Consider the following 20377-nt stretch of genomic DNA (forward strand, 5'->3'; position numbering starts at 1 on the left):
TGACCCGCGCCGATTCGAGGTGAGAGCACCCGACCTGACACAGCGGTAATGGGTCTCACCTCCTGGACTCCGTGCGGCGGGGACTGTCCCGGCCGGAGGGCAACCCTACCCCAACGATCACGAACGCTCCCGGGCATCGGGGAAGGCGGGCCACCGGAGCGCGTACGGTTGAATGAGCAAGAATGAGCAAGCACTGATCACGCTCGACCCGCGGGCCGCCGCCGACGGCGGCCTGGAGGCACCACCCGCATGAACGTCACCCGAGGCTTCACCGGCCGCCCCCGCGTCCGGAACGCCGCACTGCCGCCCGGCCAGTACGACGCGGGCGACGACTGGCCCGTCCTGTCCGCCGAGGTCACCCCCGAGCTGACGCCCGCCGAGTGGACCTTCCGCATCGACGGTCTGGTGGCTGAGCCACGGAGCTGGACCTGGGATCAGGCGCACGAGCTGCCGACGTCCGGGTACGAGGGCGACATCCACTGCGTGACGAGCTGGTCGAAGTTCGGCGTGCGGTTCGGGGGCGTCTCGCTGGACGCCTTCCTTGCTGTGGTCCGGCCCCAGGTGTCCGCCACACATGCCGTCGCCTATTCACACACCGGGTACTCCACCAACCTTCCGCTCGCCGACCTGACCGGCGGGCGGGCCTGGATCGCCTGGGAGTACGACGGGAAGCCGCTGGCCCCGGAGCACGGTGGCCCGGCACGGCTGCTGGTGCCGCACCTGTACTTCTGGAAGAGCGCCAAGTGGATCGCGGGCCTGAGGATCCTCGACCACGACGAGCCCGGCTTCTGGGAGCAGAACGGCTACCACGCCCGCGGCAACCCGTGGGAAGAGCAGCGGTACTCGGGTGACTGAGGCGATGGACGTGACTGAAGCAACCGAGGCAACCCTGGCGTTCGCTCCTCCGACCCGTTTCGCCGTGCCCGGTCGGATCGCCGTCGCCGACCAGGCAGCCGCGATGTGGCAGACCGCCACGATCACCGAGGTACGCCGCGAGACCCCGCACGCCGCCACGTTCCGTCTCGCGGTGCCTGCCTGGGTGGGCCATCTGCCCGGCCAGCACCTGTTGCTGCGCCTGCGGGCACAGGACGGCTACGTGGCCCAGCGCCACTACTCGATCGCGTCCGCGCCGGACGACTCGGGCCACATCGAGCTCACCGTGGACCATGTCGAGGACGGTGAGGTCTCCAGCTGGTTCCACACGGTGGCCGAGCCCGGTGACACGGTCGAGGTGCGCGGCCCGGTCAGCGGCTTCTTCGCCTGGCCCGGCGACCGGCCCGCGCTGCTGATCGGCGCCGGCTCCGGAGTCGTACCGCTGATGTCGATGGTGCGGCACCACCGGGCGCGGGGCCTGGACATTCCGCTGCGCCTGCTGGTGTCGGCGCGCAGCCCCGAGGAGCTGATCTACGCGCGGGAGTACGGCGCGGAGACGACGCCTGTGTTCACGCGCAGTGCGCCGGAGGGTGTGCCCGTGGGACGTATGGCCGCCGCCCATGTGGCGCCACTCCTGGCCGCGCAGCCTCCCGGTGGGTGGGAGGCCTATGTGTGCGGCTCCAACGGATTCGCCGAGCACGCCTCGCGCCTGCTCGTGGCTGCAGGTCAGCCCGTGGACCGCATCCGGATCGAACGCTTCGGCTGAACGACGGCCGGCACGGGACGTATTTCGTCCGGAATCGTCAGGAGCCATGTCCGGCGTACGGGGTACCTGGACGCCATGCGATATCGGGTGCGTGGCTGGCGCTGGCGGCGCAGTCCACTGCGGCGCCGGTCGGATGTCGTCGAGGCGTGGACGGTACTCACGGTGGCGCTCTCGCTGCTCGTGGTCGCGCCCTTGGTCGGAGTGGTTGCGGCATGGTGGGCCCATGACGGCGCCCGGGGCGTGGCCCGGGAGCAGCGGGCCGATCGCCGGCACGTCAGGGCCGAGGTCCTCGGCAAGTCCTCCGACGCGCTTCCCATGGCACATGGCGGGCGGCAGCCGTCAGCCAGAACGACGGTGCGCTGGACCGAGCCGGAAGGCGGTCCGCGTACGGCCACGGCGCGCGTCCCGGCGGGCACGCGGGTCGGCGACACGGTCGACGTGTGGCTGGACTCCCGGGGCCGGAGCACGGCCCCGCCGGTGAGCGGAACGGCCGTCTGGCAGCACACCGTCACCATCGGAGTCTGTGCCGCGGGCGGCGCGGTCGCGGTGATTCTGCTCGGCCATGCCGTCGTACGCCGCAGGGCGATGCGGCGGCGGCTGGCCGAGTGGGAGCAGGAGTGGGCCCAGACGGAGCCGGACTGGTCGGACCGGCGGGCGTGACCGTGGCGCGCGCCTGGCGAGGCCGCCTGCCGCGGGGCCGTCTGCCGTGTGCCGTCTAGGCACGCTGCTGCATCCGCCGTGCGATCCGCTCGTGCCCGCGCAACGCGTCCGCCAGCCCGGCCAACCGGGGCTCGCCCCGGTCCACCAGGATCCGGCCGCCGACCACCGTGGTCCAGGCCCGGGCCGGCCCGCAGCGCAGCCAGGCCTCGACGGGGTCGCTCAATGCGCCGGCGAGAGCGACCTCGTGCAGGTCCCAGACGACCAGGTCGGCACAGGCCCCGGGCCGCAGGTGCCCCAGTTCGTCGTCCCGGCCGACGCAGCGCGCCGAGCCGCGGGTAGCGATGTCGAGGGCGTCGCGTGCGGTCATCGCGCCGGGTCCGCCGCGGTAGCGGCCCAGCAGCAGTGCCGTCCGGGTCTCCATCCAGAGCGAGGCGTGGTCCGTGGAGGCGGAGCCGTCGCAGCCGATACCGACGGGCAGACCCAGCTCGCGCATCTCCTTCACGCGCGCGGTGCCGCCGCCGATGAGCATGTTGGAGCTGGGGCAGTGCGCCACGCCGACGCCCGCGGCGGCGAGTCGGCGCAGCTCGTCGCCGGTCGGGTAGATGCAGTGCGCGACCCAGCTGCGGTCGCTCATCCACCCCGTCTGCTCGAAGTACTCGACGGGACGGCAACCGTAGGTTTCGAGGCAGTACGTGTCCTCGTCGTGGTCCTCGGCGAGGTGCGTGTGCAGTCGTACGTCGTGGCGCTCGGCGAGTTCGGCGGTCGCCGTCATCAGCGACTTGGTGACCGAGAACGGCGAGCAGGGCGCGAGCGCGACCCGCACCAGCGCTCCGGGTTCGGGGTCGTGGTACGTCGTGATCAGGCGCTCGCTGTCGGCCAGCACCTCGTCCTCGGTCTGGGTGACGCTCCTCGGCGGCAGGCCTCCGTCGTCGACGGAGCGGGTCATCGAGCCACGCGTGGCGTGGAAGCGGAAGCCGATGTCTCGGGCGGCACGGATCTCGGCGTCTACCAGGCGCGGGCGGGGATGGACGTAGAGGTGGTCGGAGGACGTGGTGCAGCCGCCCATCAGCAGTTCGGCCATGCCGACGTACGCCGACACGTACGCGCCCTCCTCGTCGAGGTCCGCCCAGAGGGGATAGAGGGTGGTCAGCCAGTCGAACAGGGAGCCGTTCACCGCGGGCGCGTAGGAGCGGGTGAGGTTCTGGTAGATGTGATGGTGGGTGTTGACCAGGCCCGGGGTGACGAGGCGTCCGGCCGCCGAGACGGTTGTGCGGGCCTCGGGCTCGCTCCCGGCGGTACCGACGCCGGTGACCCGACCACCGGTGACGGCCAGCCAGCCGCCCGGGATCTCCCGGTCCCCGTCCACGATGAGCAGTTCCGCGTCCTTGACCAGCAGTTCCGCGGCCCTGACCGGGGGTTCGACGGCAGACGTCATGGCGCCATCGTAGGCACACGGCAAGGCAAAGTTCTGGCGAGTCGTCCGATCATCCACGTACGGTGTGATCATCCGCAGTCACTCTTGGCAAAGGCGGTCCTTCATGGCCCTGTTCGACCTTCCGCTCGACGAACTGCGCGAGTACCGCAGCAAGTCCGTCGAACCCGAGGACTTCGACTCGTTCTGGTCCAAGACCCTTGGGGAGGCGCGCGAACACGATCTGGACGCCCGCTTCGAGCCGGTCGACACGGGGCTGGCCACGGTGCAGGTGTACGACGTGACGTTCGCCGGTTTCGGCGGTCACCCGGTGAAGGGCTGGCTGCGGCTGCCCGCCGGAGCCGCCGAGCCGGTGCCGCTGGTGGTGGAGTTCCTCGGGTACGGCGGCGGGCGCGGCCTGCCGCACGAGAACCTGCTGTGGGCCTCCTCGGGCCGGGCACACTTCATGATGGACACGCGCGGCCAGGGCAGCGCGTGGGGCGCCGGTGGTGGCACGCCGGACCCGGTGGGTGCGGCGCCCGCGTACCCCGGGTTCATGACGCGAGGCGTCGACGCGCCCGAGAACTACTACTACCGCCGGGTGTTCACGGACGCGGTCCGTGCCGTCGAGGCGGCCCGTTCCCACCCGCTGGCGGACGCCTCGCGCACGGTCGCGCTGGGCTCGAGCCAGGGCGGCGGAATCACGATCGCGGTCGGCGGCCTGGTCCCGGACCTGACGGCGATCGCGCCAGACGTGCCGTTCCTGTGCGACTACCCGCGCGCGGCAACCCTGACGGACCGTCACCCGTACCGCGAGATCGCCCTCTACCTCAAGACGCACCGGGGCCGCACCGAGGACGTCCTGCGCACCCTGTCGTACTTCGACGGCGTCCACTTCGCGGCCCGCGGCCGGGCTCCCGCCCTGTTCTCGGCGGCCCTGGAGGACCAGACCTGCCCGCCGTCCACCGTCTTCGCGGCCTTCAACGCCTGGGCCCACCACGAGAAGGCCATCGAGGTGTACGACTTCAACGACCACGAGGGCGGCGGCCCGTTCCACGAGGCGACCAAGCTGGACTGGCTGCGCACGCACGCCTGAGAGGTCGGGCATGGAGACGCGTGAGGTCGCGGAGCGGTTCGTCCGGGTCTGGCAGCGGGCCTGGGCCGGGCACGACGTGGACGCGCTGCTGGAGCAGTACGCCGAGGGGTGCGTCCACCGCTCGATGCCGTTCCGCGAGCCGCACCGCGGGCGAGCGGCGCTTGCCGAGTATCTGCGCTGGTCGTTCGCCGGTGAGCGGGTGACCGAGGTGCGCTTCTCCGCGCCGGTCGTTGGTGAGGACGGGGTGGCCATGGCCGAGTTCCGGGTGCTCGCCGAGGAGGACGGCGTGCCGACCACGCTGGCCGGCTGTGTCCTCGTGCGGTTCGACGCCGCCGGGCTCGCCGTCGAGACCCGCGACTACTGGCACACCGTCGAAGGGCACCGGGAGCCGGAAGGCGCACTGTTCTTCGGATGAGTTCGTGCGTTCGGCGTGTTCGACGCCTTCCGCCCAGTCCGACCAGTCGGTACGTTCAGGGGGCCCGGTCGCGCGGTCGCGGTCCGGGTTTCCGGCGGACGTCTGCGGACGACTAGGGGTGGGCCATGGCGGAGCACGAGGCACAGGTGCACGGGCACTGCGATCCGCGGTTCGCGGCGGTGCGAACGGCGTTCGAGGCGAACTTCCGCGAGCGCGGGGAGCTGGGCGCCGCGGTCGCGGTCAGGGTCGGCGGCGAGACCGTCGTGGACCTGTGGGGCGGGTGGGCCGACGCGGCGCACAGTCGCCCCTGGGAGCGCGACACGCTGGTCAACGTGTGGTCGACGACCAAGGGGCCCACGGCACTGTGCGCGCACATCCTCGCCGACCGGGGGCTGCTCGACCTGGACGCACCGGTGGCCACGTACTGGCCGGAGTTCGCCGCCGCGGGCAAGGAGCAGATCCTCGTACGGCACCTGCTGTCGCACCGCGCAGGACTGTCCGGGCTGCGGGAGCCGCACTCGCTTCAGCAGCTCTGCGACTGGGAGTTGACGACCCAGCGGCTCGCGGCGATGGAGCCGTGGTGGGCGCCGGGGACGCAGTCCGGATATCACGCGCTGACGTACGGGTTCCTGGTCGGGGAGGTCGTGCGGCGGGTCTCGGGGCTGCTGCCCGGAGCCTTCCTGGAGCGGGAGGTGACCGGGCCGCTCGGCATCGACTTCGTGATCGGGTTGCCGGAGAAGGAGTATGGACGGGCGGCCGAGCTGGTGCATGCGCCGGTCGCGTCGGGCAGTGAACAGGCGGCGATCTTCAGCCAGTTGGCGCCCGCCGCCATCGCCGCGCTGGCCAACCCCGCCGTGGGGGCGGCTCAGGCCAACTCGGCCGAGTGGCGGGCTGCCGAGGTCCCGGCCGCGAACGGGCACGGCACGGCTCGGGCGGTCGCCGCGCTGTACGGCATCTTCGCGGGGCGCGGGTCGCACGACGGCCAGCGCATCCTCTCCCCCGAGGCGGCCGAGCGGGTGCGCGAGGGGCAGGGTGCCTGCCGGGATCTGGTGCTCGGGGCCGGGTTCGAGAGCGAGACGGAGGTCGCGCTCGGCCTGTGGCTGAGCGGGGCCAACGGGTCGTACGGGCCCAACCCGCGGGCTTTCGGACACGACGGCTTCGGCGGCTCCTGCGGTCTGGCCGACCCGGAGGCCGGGGTGTCACTGGGCTATGTGATGAACCGGATGGGGCCTCATATCGCCGACGACCCGCGGAAGATGGCACTGATCGACGCCCTGTACGACGCCCTGTGACGGCCTGTCCGCGCGGACCGTTTCGGCCGAAGTGACGGACCACCCTTCCGTCGTGGTTTAGACCAATGCTTAGATCTGGTGGCGCAACGAACCCGCACGGCTACAACACGTCACCAACAGGAGGCGCGGCATGGCCCGCACCACCCCGCACTACCGCCCCCTCGCCGAAGCGCAGCCGCTGTACTGGAGAATCGCCACCCGGTTGCTCGACGAGCTGGGCGACGGAACCATCCCGCCCGGCGAACGGCTTCCGTCGGAACGGCAGTTGGCGCTGCACTACGAGGTCAGCCGGGAGACCGTACGGCAGGCGCTGGAGGTGCTGCGCCACCGGGGCCTGGTCGCCACCGACCGCCGGGGCAGCCATGCCACCCTGTCCGGTCCGCCGGTCGAGACCCCTTCGACCCTCACCTTCCCGGTCGGCGCCCGCCCGGCCGGCCCGGGCGCCGTGGACCGGGCGACGGTCGCCTGGGAGACTCCCCCGCCGGAGCACGCCGCGGCCCTGGGGCTGGCCACGCACCGGGCGACCCTGGTGCACCGGTACGAGTCCGCGGGCGCCGACGGTCGCGGTCGGCGTACGGCGGTGACGTCGTTCTCGGCTGTGGCCCTCGCCGAGGTGGCGGAGCTCGCCCGCTGCCGCGACCGGGCCGACGGCGACCGCGCCGACAGCACCGGGTCCGCCCAACTGCGCCGCACCTACGACTGGATGCGCAAGGCGGGCCTGACCCTGCACCACCGGGACACCATCACCCGGCTCCCGGGCGCACCCTCGGTGCGGGTCACCCGGCGCGTGCACGACCAGTACGCCCGCCCCCTGGAGATCACGGACCTGGTGATGGACGCCCAACAGGACGCTCTGGTCTACGAGTTCACGCTGCCCGCGGCGGTCTGACCAGCCTGGTCCAGGCGCCGCGCCACCACCATCCGCACCCGGGGGCTCCCGTCCCGCCGCCGTCCGAACTCGGGCAGAACCTGCGACTCCACCTCGAAGCCGGCGTGGGCCAGTTCGTCACGTACCTCCGAGAGCCGGAAGGCCCGGTAGTACATGACGAACTGCGGCCGCCACACGGCGTTGCGCACCCGCATCACCGTGTCGAAGCCCAGCAGCATCCAGTAGCCGAGGGAAGCGGGGCGGGGCGGGGCCGCGACCGGGAAGGCGAAGCACCCGCCGGGCCGCAGGACGGAGTGGACCTGGGCGAACAGGCCCGGCAGCTCACGCGGAAGGAAGTGCCCGAACGCGCCGAAGCTGACCACGAGGTCGAAGGCCGGGGCGAACGGCAGGGCGCGGGCGTCGGCACGCACCCAGCCGACGCGCCGATCCCCGACCCGCACCCGCCCCCGGGCGACGTCGAGCATGCCGGCGCTGAAGTCGACGCCGGTGACGCTGCGCCGGCACACCTCGGCCAACACGTCGACACCCGCGCCCGTACCGCAGCACAGGTCGAGGCCGTCGTCGTACGAGCCCGTTCGGCCGAGCGCCGATGCGACCGCGCGGAGCACGGAATCCGGCGTGCGGAACGGCGTGTGGTCGAACTTCGGGGCGAGCAGGTCGTATCCGCGCTCGACCGACGACAGGGCCTGGACGGCGAGTTCGCGCAGGGAGGGTCCTTGGGGGCTGAACATCCCGGTCACCCCGTGGCCACTCGGTGCTGCAGGACGGTGAGCACGCGCTCGCACCAGCGCAGAATCTCCTGCTCGAAGGAGATTCCGGCCAGCAGCGTCAGATACGGCCCGATGCGGTCCGACTCACGCAGGTACTCGTCCTCGGTGCGCCCGTCGAGGAGGCGGTCGCGGACGCGTTCGTAGCGGTCGAGCTTGCCGCGCGACCACGTCATGCGCTCCTCGATCAGGGCGCGGGTGGCCTCGGGGTCCTCCATGGCCTGGAGTTTGATCAGGAGTTCGTCACGGATGGCGGTGGGCCGCCGGGGCGGCTCGGCGGCGAAGGTTCGCAGGTCCTCGCGCCCGGCGTCGGTGAGCGTGAACATCCGCTTGTTCGGCCGTCGTTCCTGCTGCACGAACCGGGCCTCGACGAGGCCGTCCTGCGCGAGCCGCTCCAGCTCCCGGTAGAGCTGCTGCGGCGTCGCGGGCCAGAAGTTGGCGAACGAGACGTCGAAGACCTTCGACAGCTCGTAACCCGAGGCCTCGCCCTCCAGGAGGGCGGCGAGGACGGCGTACTTGAGGGACATGTGGACACGTTAACAGCAGGTGATTATTCTCATCCGCACCTACTCAACTATTTGACTATGAGGTGATCCGATGCGCGCGTTCCGCGAGGCGGTGGAAGCAGGCGACACCGAGGCTGTCGAGGCCCTGTTGGCGGAGGACGTCGTCTTCACCAGCCCGGCCGTGTTCAAGCCGTACGCCGGCAAGGCGATCACCGCGGCGATCCTGCGCGCCGTCGTGCGGGTCTTCGAGGACTTCCGCTATGTGCGCGAGATCAACGACCCCGGCGGTCGCGATCACGCGCTGGTCTTCACCGCGCGCGTGGGCGACCGGGAGATCACCGGCTGCGACTTCCTCCACGTCGACGAGGACGGGCTGATCGACGACTTCATGGTCATGGTCCGTCCGCTGTCGGGCCTGCAGGCGCTGGCAGAGGCGATGGGCGCGCAGTTCGACCGGATCGCGAAGGAGGCGGCGGCGCAGTCGGCGTGACGGCCGTCTCCGGCCGCTCGGGACGTCGACGCCGGGCCCGCGCAGCACTACCGGCGCGCAGGCCGTGGTCGGCGCCACCGAAGGGCGCTGTCACCCCACCGACGAACGGGCCTACCCGGATCGACACTCCGCGAGCCGCCTTTCGAGGAACCTCCGTTCCGCGTCGTTCTCCACCAGTTCCAGCGCCATGAGGTATGCCTGCGCCGCCTCGTCCGTACGGCCACTGCGGCGCAGCAGATCGGCGCGGGTGGCCGGCAGCAGGTGGTACCCGGCCAGGTCGCCCTGCTCCTCCAGCTCCGCGACCAGGGCGAGGCCCGCGTCCGTGCCCTCGGCCATGCCGACGGCCACCGCACGGTTCAGTCGGACCACGGCGGAGGGCACCAGGCGCGCCAACTCGCCGTACAGGGCGGCGATGTCGCCCCAGTCGGTGTCCTCGGCGGTGGGCGCGGTGGTGTGGCAGGCGGCGATGGCGGCCTGGATCTGGTACGGCCCCGGGCGGCCGCGCCGCAGCGCGGTCTCCAGCAGGGCGGCACCCTCGTCGGCCTCGGCACGGTCCCAGGCCGTACGGTCCTGGTCCTCCAGGGTCACCAGGTCGCCGGCGGCGTCCACGCGTGCGTGCCGGCGGGCGTCGTGCAGCAACAGGAGCGCGAGCAGGCCGAGCACCTCGGGCTCGTCGGGCATCAGGCCGGCCAGGACGCGCGCCAGGCGGATCGCCTCGGCGCAGAGGTTCGTACGGACGAGATCGGTGCCGGCGGTGGCCGCGTAGCCCTCGTTGAACAGCAGGTAGATCACACCGAGCACGCCGGTCGTGCGCTCGGGCAGGAGGTGCGCGGGCGGGATCCGGTACGGGATTCCGGCGTTGCGGATCTTCCGTTTGGCGCGCACCAGGCGCTGCGCCATGGTCGCCTCGGGGACGAGGAAGGCGCGGGCGATCTCCGGTGTGGTCAGCCCCGCGAGCGTGCGCAGCGTCAGCGCGACCCTGGCCTCGATGGGCAGCGCGGGGTGACAGCAGGTGAAGATCAGCCGCAGCCGGTCGTCCTGCACGCCGCTGCCGTCGCCGCTGCCGTTCTCGGGTCCGTACGAGGGTTCGTCGCGGGCCAGCACCGCCACCTCCCGAAGTTTGGCCGCCCCCACCGCCTCCCGGCGCAGCACGTCCAGGGCACGGTTGCGGGCGGTCGTGGTCAGCCAGGCGCCGGGGCGGCGCGGCACTCCGTCGCGCCGCCACCGGTCGAGGGCCTGGGTGAAGGCGTCCTGTGCGCACTCCTCGGCGAGGTCCCAGTCGCCGGTCACCCGGATCAGGGTCGCGACGACCTGGCCCCATTCCTCGCGGAAGGCCTCGGCGACGGCCTCCTCGACGCGGTTCGTGGCGCTCACTCCCAGACCGGCCGCACTTCGATCGAGCCGCCGCCGAGGGCCGCGGGATGCCGGGACGCCAGCGAGATGGCCTCGTCCAGGTCGGCGACCTCGATGATGTCGATGCCGGCGACGTACTCCTTGGACTCCACGAAGGGCCCGTCGCTGAGCAGCACTTCGTCGCCCTGGACGCGCACGGTCGTGGCGTCGGTGTGCGGCCGCAGGCGGGCCCCGCCCTTGACGACGTCACGGCTGCGGACCTCGTCGATGTACGAGGTGAAACGGGGGTCCTCGGCGATCTCCTCGGGGCTGAGTTCCTCGCCGCCGACCGGTGTGCAGATGAACAGGACGTACTTCATGACCGCTCCTCGGTGGTGGGGGAGATGTGTTCGTGCGCGATCAGCCAGCGCAGACCGACATCGCGGTAGCCGGTGGTGACGCGCATCAGGTCGTCGATCGGGGCGCCGTCCGTGCGGGTGGCGCGCAAGCGGACGAGGGCGTGGCCGAAGGCGATGCTCTCGTCGACGTGGACGCGGAAGTCCAGTACCTCACGGGTGACAGGGCCGACGACGTGGCTGAGCCCTTCCTCCATCGACTTGCGCAGGGCGCCGACCCCACGGTGTTCCCGGCCTTCGCGGAACTCCGCCACGTCCGGCGCGTAGCAGGCAGCCACGCGGTCGACGTCGCGCTGCCGCAGCCCCGCGGTCAGTTCGGCATCGAGCGCGCGAATCCGTGTCTCGGCGTCTTCTTCCTCCCAGAAGGGCCGCACCTCCATGGCCCCGACGGCGGCGACGGGATGCCGCGCTGCCGCCTCGACCGCCTCCTCCAGGCTGTCGCACTCCAGGATGTCGAACCCTGCGACGTACTCCTTGGTCTCCGCGAACGGGCCGTCGCTGCGCAGCACCTCGCCGCCGCGCACCCGTACGGTGACGGCCCGGTCGGGGAGCGCGAGCCGGTGGCCGTGCAGGCGTACGCGGCGGTCGCCGAGGTCTTCGACCCAGGGCTCGACGGGTGTCATGCCCGAGGCGTCGGCGGTGTCGTCACCGCAGACGAGCAGCATGTACTTCATGGATCCTCCCGGTCCTCATGAGCTTCCTACACCCCACCGACGAACGGGACCGGACCGAATCGACACCCGGGCGGCCCACGCCCGGGATTTCTGCTCCCGCGCATGCTCCGTTCGCGATTGGATGTCCTCATGACCACCGACGAGCACGCGCGGATGATGTCGGCCAACCAGGCGAACTGGGACGCCCGCACCCCCGTCCACCTCGCCAGCCGGTTCTACGGCCTCGACCGGGATCTCGATCCCGCGCGCTGGTTCGCCTCCTTCGAGTGGGACGACCTCGGTGAGCTGGCCGGCCGCGATGTGCTCCATCTCCAGTGCCACCTCGGCACCGAGACCATCGCCTTCGCGCAGCGCGGGGCGCGGGCCGTCGGCCTGGACTTCTCCGCGGCGTCCGTGGCCGCCGCCAACGGCCTCGCGCAGAAGGCCGGGCTCGACGTCACGTACGTACAGGCCAATGTGTACGACGCCGTGCAGGCCCTGGGGCAACGCCAGTTCGACGTGGTGTACACGGGCAAGGGCGCGCTGTGCTACCTGCCCGACCTCGATCGCTGGGCCGGTGTGGTGGCCCAACTCCTGCGTCCGGGCGGGCGGTTGTACATCGTCGAGTTCCACCCGCTGCTCAACTCCCTCGGCCCCAAGCCCGGTCCGGGCGAGGGACCCGAGCTGCTCCTGCGCCATGACTACCTGGGCGGCGACGGTGCCGTGCACCGGGACGCGACACGCACCTACACCGACGGGCCCGCCGTCGCAGGCGCCACGGACAGTTACGAGTGGATGCACGGAATAGGAGAGGTCGTAGACGCGTTGACGGGCGCAGGACTGACCATCCGGCGGCTGCGTGAGAGTGACGAGCTGCCTTGGCAGCGCTGGCCGCAGATGGAGGCCACCCCCTCCGGCTGGTGGCGCCTCGCCGAGCCGCGCATCCCACTGCTTTACGGATTGCTCGCCACGCGCTGAGCCTTCGTGCTACCGTCGCGTCAGCACCTGTGTACGCCCGGTTGTGGCGCCGGTGCCAGTTCTTACTCAGTTCGCCGGTAGGCGTACCGGCTTCTCATCACCATCTCGAAGACCCGCGATTCCGCCCGTCCGAGGTGTTGTTTCCCGCCGCCCGAAGGCGCTCTGTCCGCCTTCCCGATGTCCGCGGCACGCCTCTTCCCTCCGCATGCCCCATGCCTTCCGTCCGTGAAAGGACACACCAACATGACCACCACACTCGAACACCCCCCAGTCCAGCAGCAGGCCCCGGCCGTCACCGGTGTCCTCGACATCGACACGAGCGGCAAGGGGCACCTGCGCGCCGACAACCTGCTGCCCTCGCCCTCCGACCTTCAGGTCTCCCCCGCGCTCATCCGCCGCTACGGCCTGCGCAAGGGCGACCTCGTCGACGGCGTACGCGGCGACCGGCGCACCCTCACCGAGGTCGCCCACGTCAATGGCCGCACCCCCGCCAGGAACCGCCGCAGCTTCGGCGACCTGACGCCGCTGCACCCGCGTGAGCGGATCCGCCTCGAACACCCGGCGTCCGGCCTGGCCGGGCGGGTCAACGACCTGATCGCCCCTGTCGGCAAGGGCCAGCGGGGTCTGATCGTCGCCCCGCCCAAGACCGGCAAGACCGTGCTGCTCCAGCAGATCGCGGCGGCCGTCGCGGGTAACCACCCGGAGTGCCGGCTGATGGTGGTGCTTCTCGACGAACGTCCCGAGGAGGTCACCGACATGCGACGCTCGGTGCGGGGCGAGGTGTACGCCTCGACCTTCGACCGGGCGCCCAAGCAGCACATCGCGCTGGCCGAGCTCGTCATCGAACGCGCCAAGCGGCTCGTCGAGGCGGGCGAGGACGTCGTCATCCTGCTCGACTCGCTGACCCGGCTGTGCCGGGCGCACAACAACGCGGCCGGGTCCGGTGGCCGCACCCTGAGCGGCGGCGTCGACGCGGCCGCGCTGCAGGGTCCGAAGCGGTTCTTCGGCGCCGCGCGCCTCGCCGAGGAGGGCGGTTCGCTCACCATCCTCGCCACGGCTCTCGTGGAGACCGGCTCCCGGGCCGACGACTTCTACTTCGAGGAGCTCAAGAGCACCGGCAACATGGAGCTGCGCCTGAGCCGGGACCTCGCCTCCCGCCGCGTCTTCCCCGCCGTCGACATCAACTCCTCCGGCACCCGCCGCGAGGAACTGCTCCTGCCCCCGGCCGAGTTGACAGCCCTGCGCGGTCTGCGCCGGGCCTTGCAGACCCGGGACGGCCAGTCCAACCTGGAGACCCTCCTGGAGCGCATGCGCGAGACGCCCGACAACGCCACGTTCCTTCGGCGGATCCAGCCGACGCTTCCCGGCGAATGACAGATCCGCGCAGGCATCGCCCGTCCGGGTGCCGACGCGCCCCGACCGGCCCGGGCAGCGCGGTGTAAGGCGCGTCCGTTCCTACGTTGACGGTATGAAGATCGGATTTACTTCCCGGGCCCTGGTGTCCACCTGCGCGCTGTGCGCGACCGGCCTGCTGGCGCTCGCGCCCGCCTCCGCCGTCGCCCGCCCCGGGCGCGACCCCGACACCCCAGGCAGGCACCAGGCGGCAACGCCACCCCCCACCATGCTGTACGGGTCCGGCACACAGGTGCGGCCGTACGCCGGGGCACCCCGAGTTCCGAGTGTCTCCGCGCGGTCGTGGCTGGTGGCCGACGCCGACACCGGCGAGGTGCTCGCCGCGTACGACGCGCACCGGAAGCTGCCGCCCGCCAGCACGCTCAAGTCGCTGTTCGCCCTCACCGTGCTGCCGACCCTGCCCGGCATCATCCGGCACACGGTGCGCGAGGAGGAGCTCGCCGGGATCGGGCCCGGCAGCAGTCTGGTCGGGGTCGCCGAGGGGCGTACGTACCAGGTCGCCGATCTGTGGCGCGGGGTGTTCCTCAGCTCCGGCAACGACGCCGTGCGGGTGCTGGCCTCGCTCAACGGCGGCTGGCGCGTCACGGCCGAGCGCATGCAGGCCAAGGCGCGCTTCCTGGGCGCCCTCGACACGTACGTGGTGTCGCCGGACGGCTACGACGCGCCCGGCCAGGTGTCGTCGGCGTACGACCTGGCGGTGTTCGGCCGGGCGGGGCTGCGCAACGCCGAGTTCACGCGGTACTGCGGCACCGCGCAGTCGCGGTTCCCGGGCCGGGGCGGCTGGGCGTACGGGATCCAGAACACCAACCGCCTGTTGACCGGCGCGGACGGCGTGGACCGCTACCCGGGCTTGATCGGCATCAAGAACGGCTACACCAGCCAGGCGGGCAACACGCTCATCGCCGCCGCCCGCCGGGGCGAGCGCACTCTCGTCGTCACCGTGATGAACCCCCGGGCGGGCGGGTTCGCCGTCTACGAGGAGGCCGGCGAACTGCTCGACTGGGGGTTCGGGGCGGCCGGGCGGGTCGAACCGGTGGGCTCACTGGACGCGTTGCGGGTCAGGCCGAGGCCGGGGCCCGCGGCGGTGCCCGTGGTCGCCGCGGTGGAACCGGAGGACGAGCCGGGCTGGGCCGAGGCCTTCGCGATCGCCGGCGCCGCCGGCATGGGCGCCGGTGCCGTGTCACTGGTGACCCGGGGCAGGGTCGAGCGGTCGACGCCGAGTTGACCGACGGGCAGCCACAGCAGCAGACCCAGCGTGATCCAGGCGTAGGTGTTGCTGCCCAGGAAGCCGTCGACGCCGGACGCGTCGTCGAACCACAGCCACACCACGCTGGTGCACAGCACCGCGTACAGGGCGCCCGCGATCCGCAGGTGCCCGGCGCGGACGAGGACGGCGAAGGACGGCAGCAACCACACCAGGTGGTGGACCCAGGTGATCGGGCTGACCAGACAGGCGGTCAGCCCGGTCAGGGCGAACGCCGCCGTCCAGTCCCCCGCCGCGACCGCGCGGCGGGTGCGCACCACCCAGACGCCCAGGACCACCAGCACCACGACCGCCCAGACCTCGCGGCTCGACACGTCCAGCCGGGCCAGGATGCCCTGCACCGACTGGTTGGAGACGTAGTCCAGGCGGCCCACGCGGGTGGTGTCCCACATCGCGTGCGTCCAGTAGAAGCGGGAGGCGTCGGGGGCCACCCAGGCCGCCAGCGCCGTGGCCGCGGCGGCGACGGCCGTGGCCACCGCGGCGGCACGCCAGCGCCGGGCCACCAGCAGCAGGCCGATGAACGCGGCCGGCGTCAGCTTGATCGCGGCCGCGAGCCCGATGCCCACGCCCGCCCAGCGCTCCCGGCCCGTCGCGAGCAACCAGCAGTCGAGGAGTACCAGGGCCAGCAGCAGGATGTTCACCTGGCCGAAGCTGAAGGTGTCCCTCAGCGGTTCGAACAGGGCCAGCCCGCACGCGACGAGGCCGACGCCGTACCAGCCGTGGCGCCGCCAGGACCGTCCCGCCAGCACGCGCAGCGAGAAGGCCAGTGCCGCCAGGTTGAGCAGCAGTGCCACCGCGATCGCGACGTGCAGGCCGACCAGCGCCATGGGCAGCATGACGACGGCGGCGAACGGCGGGTAGGTGAAGCCGTACGTCGTGCCCGGCACCCGGTAGTCGTAGAGACGGCCGTCATGGTGGATCCAGCTGTCCACGGTGCCGTAGTAGACGCGCAGGTCGAACCAGTCACGCAGCAGCGGCACGGTGGCGGTGAAGACGGTCACCGCGGCTGCGAGCACGAGGACCAGCCCGAGCCGGCCGCGGTCGGTACGCGGAAGTTTCATGCGGTGCGCTCCAGAGCCGGGGCCTGCGCAGCAAGATGCGCCTGCCACAGAACGACCACGGCGAGCGCGCCCCCGGAGACCGCCAGCACCAACTGGCCGGCGTCCGCGGCGCCGCCGCTGGGCAGGACGGCGAGCGCGAGCACTCCCGTCAGGGCCGCCACCCGGTGCCGTACCGAGGTGCTGGGTGCGGCGGCGGCGATGAGGAAAAGGCCCCACAGGGCGTACCAGGGGCGGATCGCCGGTCCGAAGGCGGCCACGGCCGCAAGGCTCAGGCCGAGCGCGTACACGGGGCGCGGTCGCCAGCGCCACCATATGAGGAGCACCAGGACCGCCGTGAGCACGATGCCGAAGGTGTGCCAGACCGGGACGGCCAGCGGCGCCAGGTCGCTGCCGGCCTGTTCCAGGAGCGAGGCGGTGGCACGGCCGAGCAGGCTGGTGAGCGCCCAGTTCTGCGAGGAGACCGGGGTGTCCAGGGCGCCTATCCAGCCGTATCCCGTGCCCGCCACGGCCGTCGCGGCGACCGTGGTGGCGGTGGCCGCGGCCGCCGTGGTCAACACGGCCTTCACCGGGTGGTGCCCGGCCCGCATCTGGAGCAGTACGACCGCGGCGAGGCCCAGCGCCGCGGGCGCCTTGACGAGGGCGGCGAGCGTGACGAGTACGGCGCCCAGGACCGGCCACCGGCCGAGCGCGGCGACCAGTCCCGCACCCAGCAGGCCGAGCATGATGGCATCGTTGTGGGCGCCCGCGACCAGGTGCAGCAGTACGAGCGGGTTCAGGGCCCCCAGCCACAGCGCCGCGGACGGGTCGGCTCCGCTGTGCCGGGCCAGGCGCGGCAGCGCGGCCGCCATCAGCGCCACCCCGAGGAGGGCTATCACGCGCATGCCGAGGAGCCCGGCGGGGAGTTCACCGCGGGTCACGGTGGACAGGGCGGAGGCGACGCCGAGGAACACCGGGCCGTACGGGGCGCCGGTGTGCCGCCACAGCGGGGCGACCTCGTCCGCGAGCGGGCCGCCGAGGTGGGAGGGGCCGTACGAGTACACGTCGATGTGCGCGTCGACCATGGCCCCTTGCGCCAGGTAGCTGTACACGTCCCGGCTGAACAGCGGCGGCGCGATCAGCAGCGGGGTGGCCCACACTGCCAGCACCAGCAGCAGGGCCCGAGGAGTCGGCGGATCGGCGCTGCGCACGAGGCGCCCGAGCATCAGCCAGGCCGCTATCAGCAGGACTACGCCGAAGTACACGCCGACCAGGCCCAGCGCCGCGTGCGCCGAGCTCGGGGCCAGGATTTCCCGGACCGGCAGCGCACCGGCCGACTCACCGCCCAGGGCGAGGAAGGCGGTGCCGGCCAGACCGAGGATCTGGCAGCGGCGGAGATCGATGGGGAAAGCCATGGCCAACACTCGGTCAGGGTGTCAACGCCGGGTGGCTTTGAGTTGACGCCGGCCCCTCCGGAGGGCAGCCGGAGTGTGGCCGGACGGTGATCCAGTGCGAAGAGGTTGCAGGCTGCTACGCGTCTGCCGGGTGCGGTGATTCGCGGCTGCGGGCCGGTGGGGGCTTGTCGCGCAGTTCCCGCGCCCCTTCGGGGCATGTCCGCATCGGCATTGAGTAGTTCCGTCAGAACACCGAGAGGCCTGTCAGGGTCGTGAATCTGTCCAGGGCCGCCACTCCTGCCACCGAGTTGCCTCGCTCGTCCAGGCCGGGGCTCCACACGCACAGCGTGCACCGCCCCGGTACCACCGCGATGATTCCGCCGCCCACGCCGCTCTTGCCGGGCAGGCCCACCCGGTAGGCGAATTCGCCCGCCGCGTCGTACGTCCCGCAGGTCAGCATGACCGCGTTGACCTGTTTGGCCTGGCTGCGGGTGAGCAGCCGGGTGCCGTCGGCGCGGACGCCGTGGCGGGCCAGGAAGGTGGTGGCCAGGGCGAGGTCGGCGCAGGACGCCGTGATGGAGCACTGGCGGAAGTACTGGTCGAGCAGGACCGGCACGGGGTTGTCGATGTTGCCGTACGACGCCATGAAGTGGCCGAGCGCGGCGTTGCGGTCCCCGTGCATGGACTCGGAGGCGGCGACGTCCTTGTCGAAGTCCAGGGTGGAATTGCCGCTCTCGGCACGCAGGAAGGCCAGGAGTTCGCCCGCAGCGTCTCCGGTACGGGTCTGGAGCCGGTCGGTGACCACGAGGGCGCCGGCGTTGATGAACGGGTTGCGTGGGATGCCGTTCTCGTACTCCAGCTGGATCAGGGAGTTGAAGGCGTTGCCGGAGGGCTCGCGGCCCACGTGCTCCCAGAGTTCGTCGCCCTCGCGGGCCAGGTCGAGCGCGAGGGTGAAGACCTTGGTGATGGACTGCGTGGAGAACGGCTCGCGCCAGTCCCCCACGCCGTACACCGTGCCGTCGAGTTCCGCGACGGCCATGCCGAAGCTGCGCGGGTCGCGGGCCGCGAGCGCCGGGATGTAGTCGGCGGGCCAGCCGCGGCCGGGGGTCCGCTCGATCTCCTCGGCGATGCGCTCCAGGATCGGCTGGAAGGTCAGTGACGACGTCGACGCTGCCATGATCACCATTGTGCCTCCCTGCCGGTCCTGGTGCGCTTCAGCGGTCCACGGCCGGTTCAGGCCAGGGCCTGGCCGCTGCCCGCGACGATCTCCGGGCGCAGCAGGTCGGCGAGGGTCTCGGCGGGCAACAGGCCCTTCTCCAGGACGAGTTCGGCCACACCACGGCCGCTGACGAGGGCTTCCTTGGCGATGTCGGTGGCAGCCGTGTAGCCGATGTGCGGGTTCAGGGCGGTGACCAGGCCGATGGAGTTCTCCACGGTCCGGCGCAGCGCCTCGGTGTTGGCGGTGATGCCGTCCACGCAGCGCTCGGCGAGCGTCAGGCAGGCGGCCCGCAGATGGGTGATGGACTCCGACAGGGAGTGCAGGATGATCGGCTCGAAGGCGTTGAGCTGGAGCTGTCCGGCCTCGGCGGCCATGGTGATGGCGACGTCGTTGCCGATCACCTCGAAGGCGACCTGGTTGACGACCTCGGGGATCACCGGGTTGACCTTGCCGGGCATGATGGACGAACCGGCCTGCACCGGAGGCAGGTTGATCTCGCCGAGACCCGCGCGCGGACCGGACGACAGCAGCCGCAGGTCGTTGCAGCTCTTGCTGAGCTTGACGGCGATGCGCTTGAGCACGCCGGACATCTGGACGAACGCGCCGCAGTCCTGGGTCGCCTCGACCAGGTTGGCGGCAGTGACCAGCTGGAGCCCGGTGATCTCGGAGAGGTGGCGTCGGGCCGACTCGGCGTACCCGGCGGGGGCGTTCAGCCCCGTACCGATGGCCGTCGCGCCCAGGTTGATCTCATGGATCAGCTCGACGGCCTCGGCGAGACGGGACCGGTCCTCGTCGATCATGACGGCATACGCGGAGAACTCCTGACCGAGTGTCATCGGCACCGCGTCCTGCAGCTGCGTACGGCCCATCTTGAGCACGTCGCGGAATTCGACGGCCTTACGGGCGAACGCGTCCTGAAGGACAGCCATCGCCTTGAGCAGCCCGCGCACCGCGAACACCGTCGCGATCTTGACGGCGGTCGGGTAGACGTCGTTGGTCGACTGGCCGAGGTTGACGTCCTCGTTGGGGTGCAGGTGCTGGTACTGCCCCTTCTCGAACCCCAGCAGCTCCAACGCCCGGTTGGCCACGACCTCGTTGGCGTTCATGTTGGTGGACGTGCCTGCACCGCCCTGGATGACGTCCACGACGAACTGGTCGTGCAGCTTGCCGGAGCGGATCTCCCGACAGGCGGCGACGATGGCGGCGGCCTTGTCGGGGTCGAGGAGCCCCAGCTCCTCGTTCGCGAGGGCAGCGGCCTCCTTGACGGCGGCCAGGGCGTCGATCAGGTGCGGGTAGGCGGAGATCGGCGTCCCGGTGATGGGGAAGTTCTCGGTGGCGCGCAGGGTGTGAACACCCCAGTAGGCGTCGGCGGGGACGTCACGGTCGCCGAGCAGGTCGTGTTCGCTACGAGTGGCGGTGGTCATGAGGGGACGGGTCCTCTTTCTGAGGGGCGTGAGGGTGAGCGCCCCTTCAGGGGCGCGGGGAACTGCGCGACCAGCCGCATAC

20 protein-coding genes and 1 pseudogene are annotated in these 20377 nt (G+C 71.7%); 11 read left to right on the plus strand and 10 right to left on the minus strand.

Annotated features, from left to right (window positions below; all coding sequences use genetic code 11):
* Positions 1 to 249: 249 nt before the first annotated feature.
* From AB5J55_RS03230 to AB5J55_RS03240, 3 genes are all read left to right on the plus strand, one after another.
* Complete coding sequence (locus tag AB5J55_RS03230) at positions 250 to 855, plus strand: sulfite oxidase-like oxidoreductase (RefSeq protein WP_369269172.1); 606 nt, start codon at positions 250 to 252, stop codon at positions 853 to 855.
* Positions 856 to 859: 4 nt separating this feature from the next.
* The gene (locus AB5J55_RS03235; protein ID WP_369269173.1) at positions 860 to 1639 is read left to right on the plus strand and encodes a ferredoxin reductase; all 780 of its coding nucleotides are present in this window, start codon (positions 860 to 862) and stop codon (positions 1637 to 1639) included.
* 75 nt (positions 1640 to 1714) lie between these two features.
* Positions 1715 to 2299 carry a hypothetical protein gene (locus AB5J55_RS03240; RefSeq protein ID WP_369269174.1) on the plus strand — a complete coding sequence of 195 codons (585 nt, stop codon included), beginning with the start codon at positions 1715 to 1717 and terminating at the stop codon, positions 2297 to 2299.
* 55 nt (positions 2300 to 2354) lie between these two features.
* On the opposite strand, the gene AB5J55_RS03245 is transcribed toward AB5J55_RS03240, so the two are convergent.
* Positions 2355 to 3734: an 8-oxoguanine deaminase gene (locus AB5J55_RS03245; protein ID WP_369269175.1), complete on the minus strand. Its 1380-nt coding sequence runs from the start codon at positions 3732 to 3734 to the stop codon at positions 2355 to 2357.
* Positions 3735 to 3837: 103 nt separating this feature from the next.
* Here AB5J55_RS03245 and AB5J55_RS03250 point away from each other — a divergent pair, with 103 nt between their 5' ends.
* From AB5J55_RS03250 to AB5J55_RS03265, 4 genes are all read left to right on the plus strand, one after another.
* Entirely contained in the window at positions 3838 to 4806 is a 969-nt protein-coding gene (locus AB5J55_RS03250; protein ID WP_369269176.1) for an acetylxylan esterase, read from the plus strand.
* A gap of 10 nt (positions 4807 to 4816) precedes the next feature.
* Positions 4817 to 5221 carry a nuclear transport factor 2 family protein gene (locus AB5J55_RS03255; protein ID WP_369269177.1) on the plus strand — a complete coding sequence of 135 codons (405 nt, stop codon included), beginning with the start codon at positions 4817 to 4819 and terminating at the stop codon, positions 5219 to 5221.
* A 125-nt stretch (positions 5222 to 5346) separates the two neighbouring features.
* Positions 5347 to 6513 (plus strand): serine hydrolase domain-containing protein, encoded by a 1167-nt coding sequence (locus AB5J55_RS03260; protein ID WP_369269178.1) that lies wholly within the window; start codon positions 5347 to 5349, stop codon positions 6511 to 6513.
* Between the two features lie 130 nt (positions 6514 to 6643).
* Positions 6644 to 7402 carry a GntR family transcriptional regulator gene (locus AB5J55_RS03265; protein ID WP_369269179.1) on the plus strand — a complete coding sequence of 253 codons (759 nt, stop codon included), beginning with the start codon at positions 6644 to 6646 and terminating at the stop codon, positions 7400 to 7402.
* On the opposite strand, the gene AB5J55_RS03270 is transcribed toward AB5J55_RS03265, so the two are convergent.
* Positions 7372 to 8133 carry a class I SAM-dependent methyltransferase gene (locus AB5J55_RS03270; protein WP_369269180.1) on the minus strand — a complete coding sequence of 254 codons (762 nt, stop codon included), beginning with the start codon at positions 8131 to 8133 and terminating at the stop codon, positions 7372 to 7374. The two genes, AB5J55_RS03265 and AB5J55_RS03270, sit on opposite strands and share 31 nt — an antisense overlap.
* Positions 8134 to 8138: 5 nt before the next feature.
* Positions 8139 to 8696 (minus strand): PadR family transcriptional regulator, encoded by a 558-nt coding sequence (locus AB5J55_RS03275; RefSeq protein ID WP_369269181.1) that lies wholly within the window; start codon positions 8694 to 8696, stop codon positions 8139 to 8141.
* Positions 8697 to 8766: 70 nt separating this feature from the next.
* Between AB5J55_RS03275 and AB5J55_RS03280 the strand changes: the two genes are divergently transcribed.
* Entirely contained in the window at positions 8767 to 9165 is a 399-nt protein-coding gene (locus AB5J55_RS03280) for a nuclear transport factor 2 family protein (protein WP_369269182.1), read from the plus strand.
* 111 nt (positions 9166 to 9276) lie between these two features.
* On the opposite strand, the gene AB5J55_RS03285 is transcribed toward AB5J55_RS03280, so the two are convergent.
* Genes AB5J55_RS03285 through AB5J55_RS03295 form a run of 3 tightly spaced genes read right to left on the minus strand, consistent with a single transcriptional unit; the run spans position 9277 to position 11587 of the window.
* Positions 9277 to 10539, minus strand: a complete 1263-nt coding sequence (locus AB5J55_RS03285; RefSeq protein ID WP_369269183.1) for an RNA polymerase sigma factor — start codon at positions 10537 to 10539, stop codon at positions 9277 to 9279.
* A complete protein-coding gene (locus tag AB5J55_RS03290) occupies positions 10536 to 10877 on the minus strand; it encodes a YciI family protein (protein ID WP_369269184.1) in 342 nt (113 codons plus the stop codon). Before AB5J55_RS03290 ends, AB5J55_RS03285 begins: the two co-directional genes overlap by 4 nt.
* Positions 10874 to 11587: a YciI family protein gene (locus AB5J55_RS03295; protein WP_369269185.1), complete on the minus strand. Its 714-nt coding sequence runs from the start codon at positions 11585 to 11587 to the stop codon at positions 10874 to 10876. Before AB5J55_RS03295 ends, AB5J55_RS03290 begins: the two co-directional genes overlap by 4 nt.
* A gap of 129 nt (positions 11588 to 11716) precedes the next feature.
* On the opposite strand from AB5J55_RS03295, the gene AB5J55_RS03300 reads away from it, so the two are divergent.
* From AB5J55_RS03300 to AB5J55_RS03310, 3 genes and pseudogenes are all read left to right on the plus strand, one after another.
* Positions 11717 to 12544, plus strand: coding sequence for a class I SAM-dependent methyltransferase (locus tag AB5J55_RS03300; RefSeq protein WP_369269186.1), 828 nt, complete (start codon positions 11717 to 11719; stop codon positions 12542 to 12544).
* Between the two features lie 243 nt (positions 12545 to 12787).
* Positions 12788 to 13918, plus strand: coding sequence for a transcription termination factor Rho (rho, locus tag AB5J55_RS03305; RefSeq protein ID WP_369269187.1), 1131 nt, complete (start codon positions 12788 to 12790; stop codon positions 13916 to 13918).
* A gap of 247 nt (positions 13919 to 14165) precedes the next feature.
* Positions 14166 to 14897 (plus strand): annotated as a pseudogene (locus AB5J55_RS03310) (D-alanyl-D-alanine carboxypeptidase family protein); the annotation flags it as partial.
* A gap of 32 nt (positions 14898 to 14929) precedes the next feature.
* On the opposite strand, the gene AB5J55_RS03315 reads toward AB5J55_RS03310, so the two are convergent.
* The 4 genes from AB5J55_RS03315 to aspA all read right to left on the minus strand — a co-directional run bounded on the left by AB5J55_RS03315 (position 14930) and on the right by aspA (position 20295).
* On the minus strand, positions 14930 to 16282 hold the full coding sequence (locus AB5J55_RS03315) for a glycosyltransferase 87 family protein (RefSeq protein WP_369269188.1): 1353 nt from the start codon (positions 16280 to 16282) through the stop codon (positions 14930 to 14932).
* Entirely contained in the window at positions 16279 to 17673 is a 1395-nt protein-coding gene (gene mptB, locus AB5J55_RS03320; RefSeq protein ID WP_369269189.1) for a polyprenol phosphomannose-dependent alpha 1,6 mannosyltransferase MptB, read from the minus strand. Before mptB ends, AB5J55_RS03315 begins: the two co-directional genes overlap by 4 nt.
* Before the next feature lie 223 nt (positions 17674 to 17896).
* Positions 17897 to 18838 carry a glutaminase gene (locus AB5J55_RS03325; RefSeq protein WP_369269190.1) on the minus strand — a complete coding sequence of 314 codons (942 nt, stop codon included), beginning with the start codon at positions 18836 to 18838 and terminating at the stop codon, positions 17897 to 17899.
* Between the two features lie 47 nt (positions 18839 to 18885).
* Entirely contained in the window at positions 18886 to 20295 is a 1410-nt protein-coding gene (gene aspA / locus AB5J55_RS03330) for an aspartate ammonia-lyase (protein ID WP_369269191.1), read from the minus strand.
* Positions 20296 to 20377 lie beyond the last annotated feature (82 nt).

Source organism: Streptomyces sp. R11 (assembly GCF_041051905.1).
Lineage (GTDB): Bacteria > Actinomycetota > Actinomycetes > Streptomycetales > Streptomycetaceae > Streptomyces.